The sequence below is a fragment of the Streptomyces sp. 6-11-2 genome, assembly GCF_006540305.1.
In the GTDB taxonomy this organism is placed as follows: domain Bacteria; phylum Actinomycetota; class Actinomycetes; order Streptomycetales; family Streptomycetaceae; genus Streptomyces.
Genome location: NZ_BJOR01000001.1, coordinates 2,356,982 through 2,373,316 on the forward strand (window position 1 = coordinate 2,356,982; position 16,335 = coordinate 2,373,316).

Here is a 16,335-nt window from a genome sequence, read left to right on the forward strand (position 1 = left end):
TCCAGGCGCCCGTACGACCCGGCGGCCCGGCCCACTCCGTGTGGGACCGGGCCGTCGGCGTACGCGCGGTACCCGGCCGGTCCATCCCGACCGCCGGCCGGTTCACCCGAACCTCCATCCCACGCCCCCGAGGACGCCGTGCCCGGTAGCCTCGGCGCATGAGCAGGCCTCCTACGTTCGTCCCGCCGCCCGGGGCGCGCGCCTACCGGCTGCGCACCGCGCGCGGCGAGTTCGCCGTGGTCGACGCGCCCGTCGCGGCCGGTGCCGAGCCGCGGGGCACCGTGCTGCTGCTGCCCGGGTTCACCGGGAGCAAGGAGGACTTCAACCCGCTGCACGGGCCGCTCGCAGCGCGCGGGTACCGCACGGTGGCCGTGGACGGCCGCGGACAGTTCGAGTCGGACGGACCGGTGGACGACGACTCCGTGTACGCCCAGGGGGAACTCGCCCGGGACGTCCTCGCGCAGGCGGAGGCGCTCGGCATGCCGCTGCATCTGCTCGGGCACTCGCTGGGCGGGCAGATCGCACGCGCGGCCGTGCTCCTCGACCACTCCCCCTTCGTCTCGCTCACCCTGATGGCCTCCGGCCCGGCGCAGATCTCCGCCTCCCAGCGGCAGCGCGTGAAACTGCTGCGGGACGCGCTCGGCGTGATGTCGATGGCCGAGGTGTGGGAGGTCATCCAGGCGATGGAGCCGCCCGAGGAGACCGACACCGGCGCCGGACTCGACGCGGGCCTCGACGACCGCGCGGACCTGCGCCGCCGCTGGCTGGGCCACAAGCCCGCCCAACTCCTTGCGACCGGGCTCCAGTTGTGCACCGAGTCGGATCGCGTCGCCGAACTCGCCGCCCTGCCAATGCCGTTCCACGTGCTCTCGGGCGCACGGGACGACACCTGGCCGGTGCCGCTCCTGGACGACATGGCCCGGCGGCTGGGCGCCCGGCGCACGGTCGTCGAGGGGGCCGAGCACTCCCCCAACTGCGACCAGCCGCTCGCCACCGCCCTCGCCCTCGCCGTCTTCTGGGACACCGCCACCGAACCGCCGGAGGACCGGACAGGCGGCTAGAACCGCGTCTGAAGGTGCTCCCAGAAGCCGTCCCGCAGCGCGCGCCGCAGGTCCGCCTGGCCGCGCAGGGAGTACTGGAGGATGCCCTCGGCCTCGACCAGCAGGTCCTGGTCCACCGACCCCGGCAGATACGGGTGCCCGGGGAGCAGTTCCGCCAGGGATTCGCGGCCGCGCGCCGCGAGCCACTTGGCGGCGATCTGCGCGCCCACGAAGCGGACGTTCTCGCGGGTCGGGCGGGCCGTCTGGTCGGGGTCGTACGCGGGGGCGGTGCGCCGGGAGACGTACGGCTTGAAGAACTCGAGGTCGAGGGTGCGCTGGCTGTCGACCTCCCAGAGCAGCGCCTCGGCCTGGTTGCGGGCGTCGGGGGCCTCGATGCCCCACAGGTGCACCCGGGCGCCGTAGCCCTGGGCGGCCTCCACCGCCGAGACCAGGTCCTCGTCGCCGCCGAGCAGCGCGGCGTCGCTGATGGCGCGGTGCCGGGCCAGTGACTCCAGGTCCGTGCGGATGAGGGAGTCCACGCCCTTCTGCTGGTTGTTGGCGTTGAGGTTGCCCAGGCGGACCTTGACGTCCGGCAGTTCGGCGATCGACTGCTGCTCGGCGGTGTGGATGCGGCGCCGGGCGCCGTCGTACCAGTAGACGCGCAGCAGCCGGCTGTCGGCGAAGATGGTGCGGGCCCGGTCGATGAGCGCGTCGATCAGCCCCTCGGCGTCCAGGTCGAAGGCGCGGCGGTCCTCCGTCCCGGCCACCAGCCGCCCCGCCGCCGCGTAGAGGTACCCGGCGTCGACGAAGATCGCATGCGTCGAGGGCGTCTTCGCCACCTCGGCGAGCATGCGTTTCAGCAACTCGTTCGTGCGGTCGATGCGGGCGGACAGCGCCGCGAGGTCATCGTTCATCGCCTTCCATTGTCCCGGCGGTCACGCAGCGAACACAACCGGTCCCGGTCGGTCAATTGAAGCTGTCTTACCGGTCACTGATTAGACATTCGAAAAATTTCCTTAGCGTAGGGAATGTTTGCATCGTGCAGCTCGTTGTACCGGGTGAAGCCAGTAGTTCTCCTCAGGAGGATGACCAGACGAAGGGAGAGGCAATGCGCTTCGAAATCATGCGACTCGACGAGGTCGACGGCACGCCCGTGGACTGCACCGTCGTGGACGCCGCCTCCGTCAACCGGATCGTTCAGCAGGCCGCCGCTGTCGGACAGCGGCTGTGGATCCGCCCGGCCGGGACCACGGCCTCGTAACAGAGGCCGAGACGCCGGCCTCAGCACAGACGCGGACCACCGCAGAAGCTGCTTCGAAGCCCCCGTACGACTGCCGTACGGGGGCTTCGCGCATGTGCGCGCTCAGGCGCCCTGGATCACCTGCGTGACCCCGTTGATGATCTGCTGCACGGCGATCGCGGAGAGCATCATGCCCGCCAGTCGTGTCACCAGGACCACACCGCCGTCCTTGATGACCCGGATGATCAGCAGCGAGTAGCGCATGACCAGCCACAGCACCACGTGGATCGCGAGGATCGCCGACCACACCGAGATCTGGCCGGCCACGCTGCCGGCCTTCTGCACGGCGAGGATGACGGACACGATCGCGCCGGGACCGGCGAGGAGCGGCATGCCGAGCGGGACCAGCGCGACGTTGACGTCCTTGGTCTGCTTGGGTTCGTCCGTCTTGCCGGTGAGCAGGTCGAGCGCGATCAGCAGCAGGAGCAGTCCGCCGGCGATCATCAGCGCCGGGACGGACACGTGCAGGTAGCCGAGGATCTGGTTGCCGAGCACGCCGAAGACGGCGATGACCCCGCCGGCCACGCAGACGGCCTGGAAGGCCATCCGCTTCTGCGTCTTGGCGGGCCGTCCGGCGGTCAGCGCGAGGAAGATCGGGGTGATCCCGGGGGGATCCATGATGACGAAAAGGGTGAGGAACAGGGAGCCGAAAACGGCAGCGTCGAACATCGGTGAGAGGCCTTGAGGAAGAGAGAAGTGACGTGAGGGCGGGGGAGGTGGGCCTCAGACCCCGCCGGTCCCCGGGACCGGGAACGCCCCGGTGGCCCGCCGCGTGATCTCCCCGTACACGTCGGGATGCGTCGTGAACTCACCGAGCGAGACGGTCTTGCGGCTGCCGTGGTAGTCGCTGGAGCCGGTCGCGAGCAGTCCCAGGTCGCCGGCCAGCCCGCGCAGCCGCTCGCGGGTGTCGGGGTCGTGGTCCATGTGGTCGACCTCGATGCCGTCCAGCCCGGCCGCGGCCATCTCGGCGATGCGGGACTCCGGCACCGTACGGCCCCGCTTGGCCGCCGCCGGGTGGGCGAAGACACACACTCCGCCCGCGCCCTTGACCAGCCGGATCGCCTCGAAGGGGTCCGTCTCGTGCTTCTCGACCCAGGCGCGGCCGCCGTCTGCCAGCCAGTCCTGCGTGAAGGCGTCGCTCACGGTGGGTACGACGCCGAGCTCCACCAGCGCCGAGGCGACGTGCGGCCGTCCGACCGAGCCGTCGTTCGCGATCCGCGCGACCTGCTCCCAGGTGACCGGCACGCCCAGCGTGTTCAGCTTGGCGATCACGGCCTTGGCCCGCGGCACCCGGTCGTCGCGGACCAGTTCGCGCTCGGCGAGCAGCGCGGGCTCCGCGGGGTCGAAGAGATAGGCCAGCAGGTGCATGCTGATGCCGTCGACACGGCAGGAGAGCTCGGCACCGGTGACAAGGGTGAGCCCCTCGGGGAGCGCGGCGATCGCCTCGGCGTACCCGCGGGTGGTGTCGTGGTCGGTCAGCGCGACGACGTCCAGACCCGCCGCGGCGGCGTTGCGCACCAGCTCGGCAGGGGTGTCCGTGCCGTCGGACGCGCTGGAGTGGGTGTGCAGATCGATGCGCACGACACGGACTCCAGGCTCTGACGGGACGGAAGGGGACACCCCAGGATAACGGGCGCCCGAGGGTGCCGTGTCACACCCGCGAAGGCCGTGCGCCCCCTACGGTTGCACGCCCTGCGGCTCGCGCACTCGACGCCTCACGCGCCCCTGCGGCTCCCACCTGCTACGACCCTCGGCTCCTACGGATGGAGCAGTCGAGGCGACAGCGCCCCGCACGGGACCAGTTCGAGTTCGGCGCCCGCGTCCCGCAGGTCGGCCAGCACCAGCTCGTCGTACATCAGCAGCCCGGACTGCTCGGGCCACACCACCGCCCACAGCCACAACCCGAGCGCCTCGCCCGCGAAGACGGCACGGTCGTCCGGTGCGCCGGACACGTGCCACAGCGGGGTGGGGCGGCCGCCGGCCAGGACCTTGGCGTCGGGCGGCTTCTCCACGTCCAGGTAGGTTCCGGGGTCCGGGCCGTCGATGCCGGCGTAGCGCGCGCCGAGGCCGACGCCGAGTTCCTCGGCGACCAGGATGAGTTCGCCCGTGCCGCCGAGCGGCCCGGGTCCGGAACAGGCCACGGCCGTGGCACGGCCGCCGCTGCGGTCGTCCCCGGCGTAGACCACGCCGGTGAACAGCCAGCCGACCGGCAGGGGCCACGGCATCCACACGGGCACCTGGGTGCGCCGCACCACGACACCGAGGGCCTCGACGCTGGGCGGGATCACGGGCTGCAGGGGATACACGGTCCCGTGCACGTCGCACTGCCAGGAATCGCTGAAGAGTCCGGGAGCCCTGACCCGGCCACCGCACTTCGGGCAACTGGGTTCGCCCCTCATAGGGCCCCACGGTCCTACCCCGGCAGCGCCACGTCAAGGACGATCACCCGTCCGGCCCGGACGCCCGGCCACGACCAACTAGATGCATGTTGCATCAATTAGGGCAGCTAACTTATTATGTGTAAACAGCAACGATCGGAAGGAGCGGCATGCACAGCAGCACAGGAGGCCCCGCGGAGGGCGACGACCCGTTCGACGCGGGCGCGGGAAGCATCCTGCGGCAGCCCAGGGCGGTCTGGGCGACGGCCGGCGCGTCCGTCGTCGCCTTCATGGGCATCGGGCTCGTCGACCCGATCCTGCCCTCCATCGCCAAGGGGCTGAACGCCACCGCGAGCCAGGTCTCCCTGCTCTTCACCTCGTACTTCCTGATCACCGCCATCGCGATGCTGGTGACCGGCTTCGTCTCCAGCCGCATCGGCGGCCGCAAGACCCTGCTGCTCGGCCTCGCCTTCGTGGTGGTCTTCGCCGGGCTCGCCGGCACCTCGGGCTCCGTCGCCCAGCTCGTCGGCTTCCGGGCCGGCTGGGGCCTCGGCAACGCGCTCTTCGTCTCCACCGCCCTCGCGGTCATCGTCGGCGCGGCGGCCGGCGGCAGCGCGGCGGCGATCCTGCTCTACGAGTCGGCGCTCGGCCTCGGCATGGCCTGCGGCCCGCTGCTCGGCGCGCTGCTCGGCAACGCCAGCTGGCGCTATCCGTTCTTCGGCACCGCGTTCCTGATGGCCGTCGGCTTCCTGTGCATCACGGTGTTCCTGAAGGAGCAGCCGAAGCCGGCCCGCAAGACCTCCCTGCTGGACCCGGTCAAGGCGCTCGGCCACGGCGGCCTGGCCTCGGCGGCGGTCTCGGCGTTCTTCTACAACTACACGTTCTTCACCGTGCTGGCCTTCACGCCGTTCGTGCTGAACATGACCCCGTACAAGTCGGGTGCGGTGTTCTTCGCCTGGGGTGTGCTGCTCGCACTGTTCTCGGTGGTGGTGGCGCCGCGCATGCAGGCGCGGTTCGGTTCGCTGAAGGTGCTCGGCGGCTCGCTGGTGCTGCTGGCCTCCGACGTGGTCGTGCTCGGCTACGGCGACCACACCACCGCCGTCGTCTGCACCATCCTGTCCGGCGCCTTCATCGGCGTGAACAACACCGTCTACACCGAGCTGGCCCTCGGAGTGTCGGACGCCCCCCGTCCGGTGGCGAGCGCGGGCTACAACTTCGTGCGCTGGTTCGCGGCCGCCGCCGCGCCCTTCCTCGCACCGAAGATCGCGGAGTGGACCGACATCCACGTGCCGTTCGTGGTCGCGGGAGCGACCGCGGTGGCGGGCGCGGTGGTGGTCGCCGTCCGGCGCGGATCCCTCACCCACGAGGCGGAGGAGCTCCAGCCGCGGCACGCCACCGAGGACAGCGTCACGGTCTTCGCCAACTGACGGCGACCGGCGGCCTGTTGGTGAGCTTGCTCACTCCAGCGGGACGGAACCGCGGGCGGGGTCCCGCAGGTCCGTCCCGTGGCTCAGCCAGCGCTCGCGCAGGGCCTGCGCGCCGTGCACCCGCTTCCAGGCGGCCTCGTTCGGAGTCATCGGCAGCAGCGGCAGGAACCGTACGGGGTCCAGTGGCTCGTCGAGTTCCAGGTCCTCCACCAGGCCGCCCGGCTCGGCCACCAGGACCGAGGTGAACAGCGCGCCGGGCCACAGCGGCTCGCCCACGTCGAGCGAGGCACCCGGCGCCACGACCACTCCCTCGACCTGCGGAGACGCTCCCAGCACGGCAAGCGGGCGGAGCACCTTGTCGGTGTCGGCGAGTCCGGCGCGGACGGAGAGGACCAGCTCCGCGCGCGGCCCCTTGACCGGGTCGGCGAGCAGCGCGGTGGGGTCGGTCATGGGCCGCGCGGACATGCCGAGCGTGGCGTACCGGACGATGTCCCCCTCGTGGAAGCGCAGCACCTCGAGCCGGTCCGTGCCGAGGAAGGTGACCGCCGCGCGGGCGTCCGGTTCACCCAGCGCGGAACACAACCGGGCCTCTACCAGAGGAAGAACATCAGCCATGCGGCGAGCATAGAACTCGTCAGCGGCAGGCAAAGCGGCACCTTGACACACCGGGCTGCTGATACTCTTGGCCGGTCGTCCGGGGCAGCGCGCAGCGGGATGCCCCCCAGGTGTTCAGCCCTGGGAGGTCTCGATCCGGCCCTGACGCCGATGGGACTCCCTTACGAGGGACCGGCCGGAGGAGGTGGGGCTGTCATGGATCGAAGTCGACCGTGCAGTAGCACCCGCTCTTCCCGCCGCTGATGTCGTCGCTCTGACTCCGGTCGGCCGCCACCTCTCGCGTTCGTGCCCCCGCGCACGTCATACGGAAGAGCACTTCGTTTCGTTTGATCTGTCTGATCTGAACCAGTGACGAAGCTCGCCACCGCGACGGTGCGGTGCTCCCCGCTTTGTGGACGTGCCAAACATCCCTGAGGCCACCACGTCCTCATTCCGGGCAGTTCCAACCGCCGTCGGCGGCCCTCGTCGCTCGCTGCGAAGGAGCCCCGCCATGTCGATGATCCGCGACCTGCGTTCCGTGGTCCGCCCCTCCCGCACGGCCGCGCGCCAGGACGACGGCGCGTACGACACCACGCGCGACCCGGCCACGCCCTCGGCCATCGTGGACTGCGCCGTCTACCGCGACGGCTCCCGTGTCCCGACCGACCGCCCGCTCACGCCGCAGGAGGCCATGCGTCAGGTGCGGCGCGACGGGGGCTTCGTGTGGATCGGTCTGCACGAGCCGAACGAGGCCGAGTTCGCCGGTATCGCCGGGGAGTTCGGGCTGCACCCGCTGGCCGTGGAGGACGCGGTCACGGCCCATCAGCGGCCCAAGCTGGAGCGCTACGACGACACGCTCTTCACGGTCTTCAAGACCATCCACTACGTGGACCACGACGAGCTGACCGCCAACAGCGAGATCGTGGAGACCGGCGAAGTGATGTGCTTCACCGGCCGGGACTTCTTCATCACCGTCCGGCACGGCGGGCAGGGCTCGCTGCGCGCGCTGCGGCACCGGCTGCAGGACGACCCCGAGCTGCTGGCCAAGGGCCCCTCCGCGGTGCTGCACGCCATCGCCGACCACGTCGTCGACGGGTACATGGCGGTCGCGGACGCGTTGCAGGAGGACGTCGACGAGGTCGAGACGGAGGTGTTCTCGCCGGGCCGGGGCGGCACCCCGCGCGGCACCGACGCCGGCCGGATCTACCAACTCAAGCGCGAGGTACTGGCGTTCAAGCGGGCGGTGTCGCCGCTGCTGCGGCCCATGCAGCTGCTGAGCGAGCGTCCGATGCGGCTGATCGACCCGGACATCCAGAAGTACTTCCGGGACGTGGCCGACCACGTGGCCCGGGTGCAGGAGCAGGTCATCGGCTTCGACGAGCTGCTCAACTCCATCCTCCAGGCCAACCTGGCGCAGGCGTCCGTCGCCCAGAACGAGGACATGCGGAAGATCACGGCCTGGGCCGCGATCATCGCCGTACCGACGATGGTCTGCGGGGTGTACGGCATGAACTTCAAGTACATGCCCGAGCTGCACCTGAAGTACGGCTACCCGCTGATCGTGGCGGTCACGGCCGCGATCTGCCTGGGCATCCACCGCACGCTCAAGCGCAACGGCTGGCTGTGAGCGGGCTCGTTACTCTTCTGCCATGAACACCGAGCTGCTCGACCAGGCCCTCGTCGAGGAGGCCACGAAGAAGTCCGGCCTCATCTGGGTCAAGGGCCCCGGCGTCCCGGCCCGTGCCCTGTGGCACGTCTGGCACGAGGGCGCCGCGTGCGTGGTGGGCGACGGGCCCGGCGAGCAGCCGCTGCCCGGACTCGCCGACGGGGCCGCCGCCGAGGTGACGGTGCGCAGCAAGGACAAGGGCGGCCGCCTGGTCACCTGGGCGGCGCGGGTCGTGGAGGTCGTGCCGGATTCCCCGCGGTGGCCGGAGGTCGTGGCCGAGCTGAAGGGGAAGCGGCTCAACGCGCCCGACGGCGAGGCCATGACGGCGCGCTGGGCCCGCGAGTGCCGGGTGCTGCGCCTGGAGCCCACGGGGACGACCGCGCCGCTGCCGGAGGGCTCGCTGGCCGAGGCACCGCTGCCGACCCCGGCGACGACCCGCCGGCCGGCTCCGGACGGGCTGCCGCGACTGCTGGTGAAGAGACGGCGCCGGAAGTAGTCCCCTCCTAGGGAGCAGGGGCACGGAGGTCAGGACGTCGGCAGCTGCTTGCCGTAGTCGACCGTCTCGTCCTTCTCGGGCTCGGCCACGGCGAAGTCCTTGCCCCAGTCCGAGAAACTCAGCGTCCCCGCGTCGCCCGCGCGCACCAGGCGCAGCGGGTAGGGGGTGCCCTTCAGGGAGACGTCCAGGGTGCCGCCGGTGCCCTTGCCGCCGGTGATGCGGATCGTGCGCACGCCCGCCTGCTCGTGGTGCCCGTCGGTCGCCAGCGTGCCGTGCAGTGTCAGCAGCCCGTCGAGGAGGACGTCCTTGTCCGTGAAGCCGCTGAACCGCTTGTACGCGGGATCGCCCTGCGGCACCTTCACGTACTTGCCGTCCAGCTTGTCGGCGGCCCCGGTGGCCTTGCCGCCGCCGTCGACCTGGCCCCAGAACCCGGCGTCCGCCTTCAGGTACAGGTGTTCCCCGACCCGCAGCAGCCCGAAGGTCACCCCCTCCGAGGTGACCGAACCGGAGCCGCCGTCGTCCTTCAGACGCATGTCGAGCCGGTACGTGCGGCCGTTGGTGACCACGTTCCCGGACAGGTGCACGGTGTCCGCGGCGGCGGCCGCCGCCTTCGTCCTGGCCTGGATCTTGTCGGCCGGGAGTCTGCCCACCCCGTTGGTGCCCGCGTCCGGATCGTCCCCGGAACACCCCGTCAGACCCGCGCCCGCGACGACCAGAGCACACAACGCGCTCGTCAGCGCGGTCCGGCGGGTACGGCCCTGGGGAATCACGGTCACAGGTGGAGCTGCCTTTCTGACGGGTGTCCTGAGCGGCGTACGGCAGCGTACCGGGGCCGGAGGCGCCCGGCGGACCCGGCTCGTGCGGACCCTCACCAGGGCGTATCCGGGGTGGACGGGCTAGCCTGAAGCGCACCTGAGCGGGCATTTGGGAAAAGAAACCCGGCACACGCGACACGCACCACACGCACCACACAGCCGTGCAAAGGAGGCGCAGCCATGGCAGCGGGCGCCCCCCGGATCTTCGTCTCGCATCTCTCCGGAGTCGCCGTCTTCGACCCGACGGGCGACCAGGTGGGCCGCGTACGCGATCTGGTCGTCATGCTGCGCGTCGGGCGCAAGCCGCCCCGTCTGCTCGGGCTGGTCGTCGAACTCGCCACCCGGCGCCGCATCTTCCTGCCCATGACCCGGGTGACCGGCATCGAGTCGGGCCAGGTCATCACCACGGGCGTGCTCAACGTCCGGCGCTTCGAGCAGCGCCCCACCGAACGTCTCGTCTTCGGCGAACTGCTCGACCGGCGGGTGACGCTCGCGGAGACCGGCGAGGAGGTCACGGTCCTGGACATGTCGGTGCGGCAGCTGTCCGCGCGCCGGGACTGGGAGGTCGACCGCGTCTTCGTGCGCAAGGGCAGGAAGGGCGGCGCGTTCCGGCGCAACCGAGGAGAGGCCCTGACCGTGGAGTGGTCCGCGGTCACCGGCTTCTCGCTGGAGGAGCAGGGGCAGGGCGCGGAGAGCCTGCTCGCCACCTTCGAGCAGCTGCGCCCCGCCGACCTGGCCAACGTGCTGCACCACCTGTCCTCCAAGCGGCGTGCCGAGGTCGCCGCCGCGCTGGACGACGACCGGCTCGCCGACGTCCTCGAAGAGCTCCCGGAGGACGACCAGATCGAGATCCTGGGCAAGCTGAAGGGCGAGCGCGCGGCCGACGTGCTGGAGGCGATGGACCCTGACGACGCCGCCGACCTGCTCGCCGAGCTGCCGAAGGCGGAGCAGGAGCGGCTGCTGGGGCTGATGGAGCCCGCCGACGCGGCCGGCATGCGCCGGCTGATGTCGTACGAGGAGCACACCGCGGGCGGACTGATGACGACCGAACCGATCGTGCTGCGTCCGGACGCGACCGTCGCCGACGCCCTGGCCCGCGTCCGCAACCGCGACCGCTCCCCCGCGCTGGCCGCCCAGGTCTACGTGTGCCGCCCGCCCGACGAGACCCCGACCGGGAAGTACCTGGGCACGGTGCACTTCCAGCGGTTGCTGCGCGACCCGCCCTACACCCTCGTCGGATCGATCCTCGACGACGACCTGCAACCCCTCGCGCCCGACGCCACGCTGCCGGTCGTCGCCGGGTTCTTCGCGACCTACGACATGGTGGCGGCGCCCGTCGTCGACGAGTCCGGCTCGCTGCTCGGCGCGGTCACCGTGGACGACGTCCTGGACCACATGCTGCCGGACGACTGGCGGGAGACGGAGTACGACCTGGACGAGGGGGCGGCGACGCATGGTGGCTGAGCGAGAGGGCCTCCGCGAAAGGCCGGTGGGGGCCACCGCCGCCGGACGGCCGCGGGCCGGCCGGCTGGACCAGCCGCGCCCGCCCCGGCGCCGGCTGCTGCCGGAGTGGGACCCGGACGCCTTCGGGCGGCTGTCCGAGCGCATCGCACGGTTCCTGGGCACCGGGCGGTTCATCGTCTGGATGACGGTGGTGATCATCGTGTGGGTGCTGTGGAACGTGGCCGCGCCCCGGCATCTGCGGTTCGACGAGTACCCGTTCATCTTCCTGACCCTGGCCCTGTCCCTTCAGGCCTCCTACGCCGCCCCGCTGATCCTGCTGGCGCAGAACCGGCAGGACGACCGGGACCGGGTCAACCTCGAACAGGACCGCAAGCAGAACGAGCGGTCGATCGCCGACACCGAGTACCTGACCCGCGAGATCGCCGCGCTGCGCATGGGCCTGGGCGAGGTGGCGACCCGCGACTGGATGCGCTCGGAGCTCCAGGACCTGGTCAAGGAGCTGGAGGAGCGGACCGTCGACGGTCACCGGCGGCACGGGGTATTCCCGGCGGATCACCCGCACGCACGTGACATGGACGACCGGTGACGGGGTCCCGGGGTCCGCACGGAGCGCCGTACCATCGTCCTTATGGCTACGGAAGACGCGGTGCGCGCAGCTCTGGCGACGGTTGACGATCCCGAGATCCACCGGCCCATCACCGAGCTCGGCATGGTCAAATCGGTGGAGATCGGCGCGGACGGAGCGGTCGCGGTCACCGTCTACCTGACGGTCTCCGGCTGTCCGATGCGCGAGACGATCACCCAGCGGGTGACCGACGCCGTCTCCCGTGTCGAGGGTGTCACCCGGGTCGACGTCACGCTCGACGTGATGAGCGACGAGCAGCGCCGGGAGCTGGCGACCGCGCTGCGCGGCGGCCAGGCCGAGCGCGAGGTCCCCTTCGCCAAGCCCGGCAGCCTCACCCGCGTCTACGCCGTCGCCTCCGGCAAGGGCGGCGTCGGCAAGTCCTCGGTGACGGTGAACCTGGCGGCGGCGATGGCGGCCGACGGTCTGAAGGTGGGCGTGGTCGACGCCGACATCTACGGCCACAGCGTGCCGCGGATGCTGGGCGCTGACGGCCGCCCGACCCAGGTCGAGAACATGATCATGCCGCCGTCGGCGAACGGCGTGACGGTCATCTCCATCGGCATGTTCACCCCGGGCAACGCGCCCGTCGTCTGGCGCGGGCCGATGCTGCACCGCGCGCTCCAGCAGTTCCTGGCGGACGTGTACTGGGGCGACCTGGACGTCCTCCTGCTGGACCTGCCGCCCGGCACCGGCGACATCGCGATCTCCGTGGCCCAGCTGGTGCCGAACGCCGAGATCCTGGTGGTGACGACGCCTCAGCAGGCGGCGGCCGAGGTGGCCGAGCGGGCGGGCTCCATCGCCGTCCAGACCCACCAGAAGATCGTCGGCGTGGTCGAGAACATGTCCGGCCTGCCCTGCCCGCACTGCGACGAGATGGTCGACGTCTTCGGCACGGGCGGCGGCCAGGCGGTCGCCGAGGGCCTGACCCGCACCACGGGTGCCACGGTCCCGGTGCTCGGCTCCATCCCGATCGACGTCCGCCTGCGCGAGGGCGGCGACGAGGGCAAGCCGGTCGTCCTGACCGACCCGGACTCCCCCGCGGGCTCGGCCCTGCGGTCGATCGCCGACAAGCTCGCGGGCCGGCAGCGGGGCCTCGCGGGGCTGTCGCTGGGGATCACCCCGAAGAACAAGTTCTAGCCCGTACGAGGGCCGTGGCGGCCCGCAGTGCCCGTAAGGCGACAGGGGCGCCGTCCCGCGTGGACGGCGCCCCTTCTTGTCGTCAGCCGTGTGCCGCGTGGCGTCAGGCGTACGCGCTGATGTCCTTGATCATGGCGAAGCCGAGCCCGTACGCGCTCATGCCCCTGCCGTACGCCCCCAGGTGGACGCCCTGGGAGGTCGAACCGGCGAGCACCCAGCCGAACTCCGACTCCCGGTAGTAGAACGGCGTCGGGGCGCCGTCCACGGGCAGGGACAGCATGGACCACTCCGGGCCGGACAGGTCGTCGGCCAGCTCCCACGCGGTCTCCGTCTGCTGCTCCAGCCAGTCGTCCCGCAGGGTGTGGTCCACCTGCCCGGGCCAGGTGAACGACAGTAGGCCCACCGCGGCCAGCCAGGCCGCCGAGGAGACCGAGGTGGCCTCCAGCTGGCCCGTGCCGTCGGCGAGGCGCCGTACGGGCTGGGCGGCGACGGTGACGACGACCGCGAACTTCTCCTTGGACTCGTCCGGCGATCCGGACACGAACTCGTTGCGTACGGACGGCTCGTCGCCGTGCCCGGTCGAACCGTGTTCCACGGAACCGTCGGCCGAGGTGCCGACCTGCATCAGCCAGCGCGGCCCCGTGAAGGCCTCGTCGAGGCCGTACCAGGGAAAGGGCGCCAGCAGGTAACCGTCGGCCGTGCGCCGGGCGAAGGGGGACTGTTGTCCGCCCTCCGCGGCCGGCGCCTGCGCGCCTGCCCGACTTGTCGTCTCCATGTGCCCGGTGGCCTCCTCGCTCTCGTCGGACCGGGGTGTCCCGCCCCCCTTCGGGCGTACTCGTCCGGTCCGCACAACAACTCGGCAGCATATCCATCCCGCTTCGGACAGCCGGGAAACCGCTCGGCGCGTGGGTCGCGGGTACAGCCGTTTCACGCCGCGCACGGGCCGAGCGCGACGTGAAACGCGTCACATGGGAACGCGGGTCAGGTGGCGTCCGCGTCGAAGGGCGGGCGCTCGTCCTGAGCGGGGGCCTCGGGCTTCTTGGTCATGTCGATCCGGCCGCCGGCCGAACCCGAGGAGCCCGAAGCAGAAGGCGTGGAGGCCGACGAGGACGACGAGGACGACGAGGACGACGAGGATTCGTACTCGTTGCCGTTCACCGCGTCCGTGATCTCGGCCATCTCCTTCTTCAGGTCGAAGCCGTTGCGGATCTCCTGCAACCCCAGGTCGTCGTTGTTCAGCTGCTTGCGGATGAACGTCTTGGGGTTGAGGTCCTCGAACTCGAAGTCCTTGAATTCCGGGCCGAGTTCGCTGCGAATGTCCTGCTTGGCGCTCTCCGAGAACTCACGGATCTTCCGGATCGTGCGCGTCACGTCCTGGATGACCTTCGGGAGCTTTTCGGGACCGAACACGAGCACGGCCACGATGATGATCGTCAGCAGCTCGAGCGGTCCTATGTCATTGAACACCTGAAGCTCCTTGCGATGTCCTCGGTCCTCGGCCCTCGGGTGGTCCGGTCTGTGTGGGGCTGTCCGTGGTCCGGGCCGGATCCACGGTACCCGGCCCACGTGCCCGACCGGTACCGTCCCGAGGTGTCGGACTGCGTGTACACGACGGATTTTCCGGCTTGTTCCGCACGGTTTGTGTCAGTTGCTGTTCGAGGACCCGAGTACCAGGGAAACCTTGCGTGCCTTTCCGTCGCGTTCGACGGTCAGCTCCAGACGGTCGCCGGGGCGGTGGGCACGTGTCTTGACGATCAGCTCCTCACCCGAGTGGACGCGCTGGCCGTCCACGGCGGTGATGACGTCTCCGCCCCTGATGCCCGCCCTGGCACCGGGACCGCCGGGGGTGACCGGCGGTCCGCCGTCCCGGCCCTTGACGCCGACCCTGGCTCCGTCGCCGGGGTAGTTCATGTCCAGGGTCACCCCGATCACCGGGTGGCTGGCCTTGCCGTGGTTGATCAGCTCCTCGGCGACGCGCCTTGCCTGGTTGACGGGGATGGCGAAGCCCAGGCCGATGGAGCCGGCCTGACCGGTCTGGAGGTCGGAGCCGGTGTCCGCGGAGCGGATGGCGGAGTTGATGCCGACGACCCGGCCCCGGGCGTCGAGGAGGGGGCCACCGGAGTTGCCCGGGTTGATCGGGGCGTCGGTCTGAAGGGCGTCGACATAGGACACGTCGCTGCCGTCGCCCTTCTCGCCGCCCGCCGTGATGGGGCGCTCCTTGGCGCTGATGATGCCGGAGGTGACGGTGTTGGCCAGGTCGAAGGGCGCGCCGATGGCGATGACGGGGTCGCCCACCTGCACGTTGTCGGAGTTGCCGAGCGGGATGGGGGTCAGGCCGCGCACACCGCGGACCTGGACGACCGCGAGGTCGTATCCGGCGTCCCGGCCGATGATCCTGGCCTTGGCGGTCTGCCCGCCGCTGAAGGTCACCGATATGTCGCCGCCGGAGGCCGCGTTCTCCACGACGTGGTTGTTGGTGAGGACGTGGCCGAGGCCGTCGAGCACGAACCCGGTGCCGGTGCCCTGCTCCCCGGAGCCGCTGACGTGCAGCGTCACCACGCCGGGCAGGGCCCGCGCGGCGATCCCGGCGACGCTGTCCGGGGCACGCCCGGCGGGCTCCTTCCCGGCCTGCGGCAACTCCACGGTGCCCACGCCGCCGTTGCGCTCGATGTACGCCCCGGCCAGCCCGCCGAGCGCTCCGGACACGAGCGCGAGCACCACGGCCCCGCCCACCAGCGCCCGTGTGACCCGCCGGTGCCGCTGCTCGACGCTGAGCACGCCGGCTCCGGTCTGCTGCAACGGTCCGGCGACCCGGCCACCGGCCCAGGGGTCGTAACGCCCCCAGGGGTCGGCTGGGGCGGCACCGTGGTGGGGCTCGGCGGCGCCGGGGGCGGGCATGCCGTACCCGTCACCCACAGCCTGGGCGGGCACGCCGTGCGACGGGCCGCCCCCGAGCGGGGTTCCTTGCGGCACGCCCGCCGGCATGGCGTCCGCGGGTGGCGCCTCCTGCGGTACGGCGGCCGGGGCCTGCGGCTGCGAGGGGAGGCCGGAGGGCGCGGGGTGGGTGGGAGCCGGGGGCACCGAACCGTACGGCTGGGTGTCCGCGGCGGGCGGGCCCTGGGGGGCGGGTGCAGGGGTGCCGGAGGAGAGGGCGGGTGTGCCCTGGGCGGGCGTCACCGCCGGGTGCTGCACCGGCGGGGCGGGCGCCCAGGGACCGGGCTCACCGTACGGAGGGGTGCTGTAGGGATCGGGATCGTGCAGCGGCCTGGGCCGCTCGCCGGAGACGACGGAGGTGTCAACGGCCCCGGAGGGCCCCTCCACGGGCCCGTTGGCGACCGTCTCGGCGGAAGCCCCGGGGACACCGGGAACGGCCTCAGTCAACGGCATGGCGGG

General features: G+C 71.5%; 17 protein-coding genes. 8 read left to right on the plus strand and 9 right to left on the minus strand.

The window, feature by feature from the left end; all coding sequences use genetic code 11:
• The first annotated feature begins 158 nt into the window (after window positions 1–158).
• On the plus strand, window positions 159–1,061 hold the full coding sequence (locus tag TNCT6_RS09830) for an alpha/beta fold hydrolase (RefSeq protein WP_141358646.1): 903 nt from the start codon (window positions 159–161) through the stop codon (window positions 1,059–1,061).
• On the opposite strand, the gene TNCT6_RS09835 is transcribed toward TNCT6_RS09830, so the two are convergent.
• Window positions 1,058–1,954, minus strand: coding sequence for an NYN domain-containing protein (locus TNCT6_RS09835; RefSeq protein WP_141358648.1), 897 nt, complete (start codon window positions 1,952–1,954; stop codon window positions 1,058–1,060). The genes TNCT6_RS09830 and TNCT6_RS09835 overlap by 4 nt on opposite strands.
• Before the next feature lie 194 nt (window positions 1,955–2,148).
• Between TNCT6_RS09835 and TNCT6_RS09840 the strand changes: the two genes are divergently transcribed.
• Window positions 2,149–2,301, plus strand: a complete 153-nt coding sequence (locus tag TNCT6_RS09840; protein WP_141358650.1) for a hypothetical protein — start codon at window positions 2,149–2,151, stop codon at window positions 2,299–2,301.
• Window positions 2,302–2,403: 102 nt separating this feature from the next.
• Here the strand turns inward: TNCT6_RS09840 and TNCT6_RS09845 are convergent, their stop codons facing one another.
• The 3 genes from TNCT6_RS09845 to TNCT6_RS09855 form a co-directional block, all read right to left on the minus strand.
• Entirely contained in the window at window positions 2,404–3,009 is a 606-nt protein-coding gene (locus TNCT6_RS09845) for a MarC family protein (protein ID WP_141358652.1), read from the minus strand.
• Between the two features lie 54 nt (window positions 3,010–3,063).
• Window positions 3,064–3,921, minus strand: a complete 858-nt coding sequence (locus TNCT6_RS09850) for a PHP domain-containing protein (protein WP_141358654.1) — start codon at window positions 3,919–3,921, stop codon at window positions 3,064–3,066.
• 176 nt (window positions 3,922–4,097) lie between these two features.
• The gene (locus TNCT6_RS09855; RefSeq protein ID WP_141358656.1) at window positions 4,098–4,739 is read right to left on the minus strand and encodes a DUF6758 family protein; all 642 of its coding nucleotides are present in this window, start codon (window positions 4,737–4,739) and stop codon (window positions 4,098–4,100) included.
• A 149-nt stretch (window positions 4,740–4,888) separates the two neighbouring features.
• Between TNCT6_RS09855 and TNCT6_RS09860 the strand changes: the two genes are divergently transcribed.
• Complete coding sequence (locus TNCT6_RS09860) at window positions 4,889–6,145, plus strand: MFS transporter (RefSeq protein ID WP_141358658.1); 1,257 nt, start codon at window positions 4,889–4,891, stop codon at window positions 6,143–6,145.
• 30 nt (window positions 6,146–6,175) lie between these two features.
• Here TNCT6_RS09860 and TNCT6_RS09865 read toward each other — a convergent pair whose 3' ends face one another.
• Window positions 6,176–6,760 (minus strand): suppressor of fused domain protein, encoded by a 585-nt coding sequence (locus TNCT6_RS09865; RefSeq protein WP_141358660.1) that lies wholly within the window; start codon window positions 6,758–6,760, stop codon window positions 6,176–6,178.
• Between the two features lie 490 nt (window positions 6,761–7,250).
• Between TNCT6_RS09865 and TNCT6_RS09870 the strand changes: the two genes are divergently transcribed.
• A complete protein-coding gene (locus TNCT6_RS09870) occupies window positions 7,251–8,366 on the plus strand; it encodes a magnesium and cobalt transport protein CorA (protein WP_141358662.1) in 1,116 nt (371 codons plus the stop codon).
• Between the two features lie 22 nt (window positions 8,367–8,388).
• A complete protein-coding gene (locus TNCT6_RS09875) occupies window positions 8,389–8,901 on the plus strand; it encodes a hypothetical protein (protein ID WP_141358664.1) in 513 nt (170 codons plus the stop codon).
• A 29-nt stretch (window positions 8,902–8,930) separates the two neighbouring features.
• On the opposite strand, the gene TNCT6_RS09880 is transcribed toward TNCT6_RS09875, so the two are convergent.
• Complete coding sequence (locus tag TNCT6_RS09880; protein WP_172632853.1) at window positions 8,931–9,677, minus strand: hypothetical protein; 747 nt, start codon at window positions 9,675–9,677, stop codon at window positions 8,931–8,933.
• A gap of 219 nt (window positions 9,678–9,896) precedes the next feature.
• Between TNCT6_RS09880 and TNCT6_RS09885 the strand changes: the two genes are divergently transcribed.
• The 3 genes from TNCT6_RS09885 to TNCT6_RS09895 are packed head-to-tail and all read left to right on the plus strand — an operon-like array spanning window position 9,897 to window position 12,942.
• Window positions 9,897–11,180 carry a magnesium transporter MgtE N-terminal domain-containing protein gene (locus TNCT6_RS09885; RefSeq protein WP_141358666.1) on the plus strand — a complete coding sequence of 428 codons (1,284 nt, stop codon included), beginning with the start codon at window positions 9,897–9,899 and terminating at the stop codon, window positions 11,178–11,180.
• Window positions 11,170–11,766, plus strand: coding sequence for a DUF1003 domain-containing protein (locus TNCT6_RS09890; protein WP_141358668.1), 597 nt, complete (start codon window positions 11,170–11,172; stop codon window positions 11,764–11,766). The genes TNCT6_RS09885 and TNCT6_RS09890 overlap by 11 nt, the downstream gene beginning before the upstream one ends.
• Window positions 11,767–11,808: 42 nt before the next feature.
• Window positions 11,809–12,942 (plus strand): Mrp/NBP35 family ATP-binding protein, encoded by a 1,134-nt coding sequence (locus tag TNCT6_RS09895; protein ID WP_141358670.1) that lies wholly within the window; start codon window positions 11,809–11,811, stop codon window positions 12,940–12,942.
• 103 nt (window positions 12,943–13,045) lie between these two features.
• Here the strand turns inward: TNCT6_RS09895 and TNCT6_RS09900 are convergent, their stop codons facing one another.
• The 3 genes from TNCT6_RS09900 to TNCT6_RS09910 form a co-directional block, all read right to left on the minus strand.
• Window positions 13,046–13,717: a hypothetical protein gene (locus TNCT6_RS09900; protein ID WP_253266063.1), complete on the minus strand. Its 672-nt coding sequence runs from the start codon at window positions 13,715–13,717 to the stop codon at window positions 13,046–13,048.
• A gap of 206 nt (window positions 13,718–13,923) precedes the next feature.
• Entirely contained in the window at window positions 13,924–14,409 is a 486-nt protein-coding gene (locus TNCT6_RS09905; protein WP_141358674.1) for a sec-independent translocase, read from the minus strand.
• Between the two features lie 177 nt (window positions 14,410–14,586).
• Window positions 14,587–16,329, minus strand: coding sequence for a trypsin-like peptidase domain-containing protein (locus tag TNCT6_RS09910; protein WP_373996162.1), 1,743 nt, complete (start codon window positions 16,327–16,329; stop codon window positions 14,587–14,589).
• Between the last annotated feature and the right edge of the window lie 6 nt (window positions 16,330–16,335).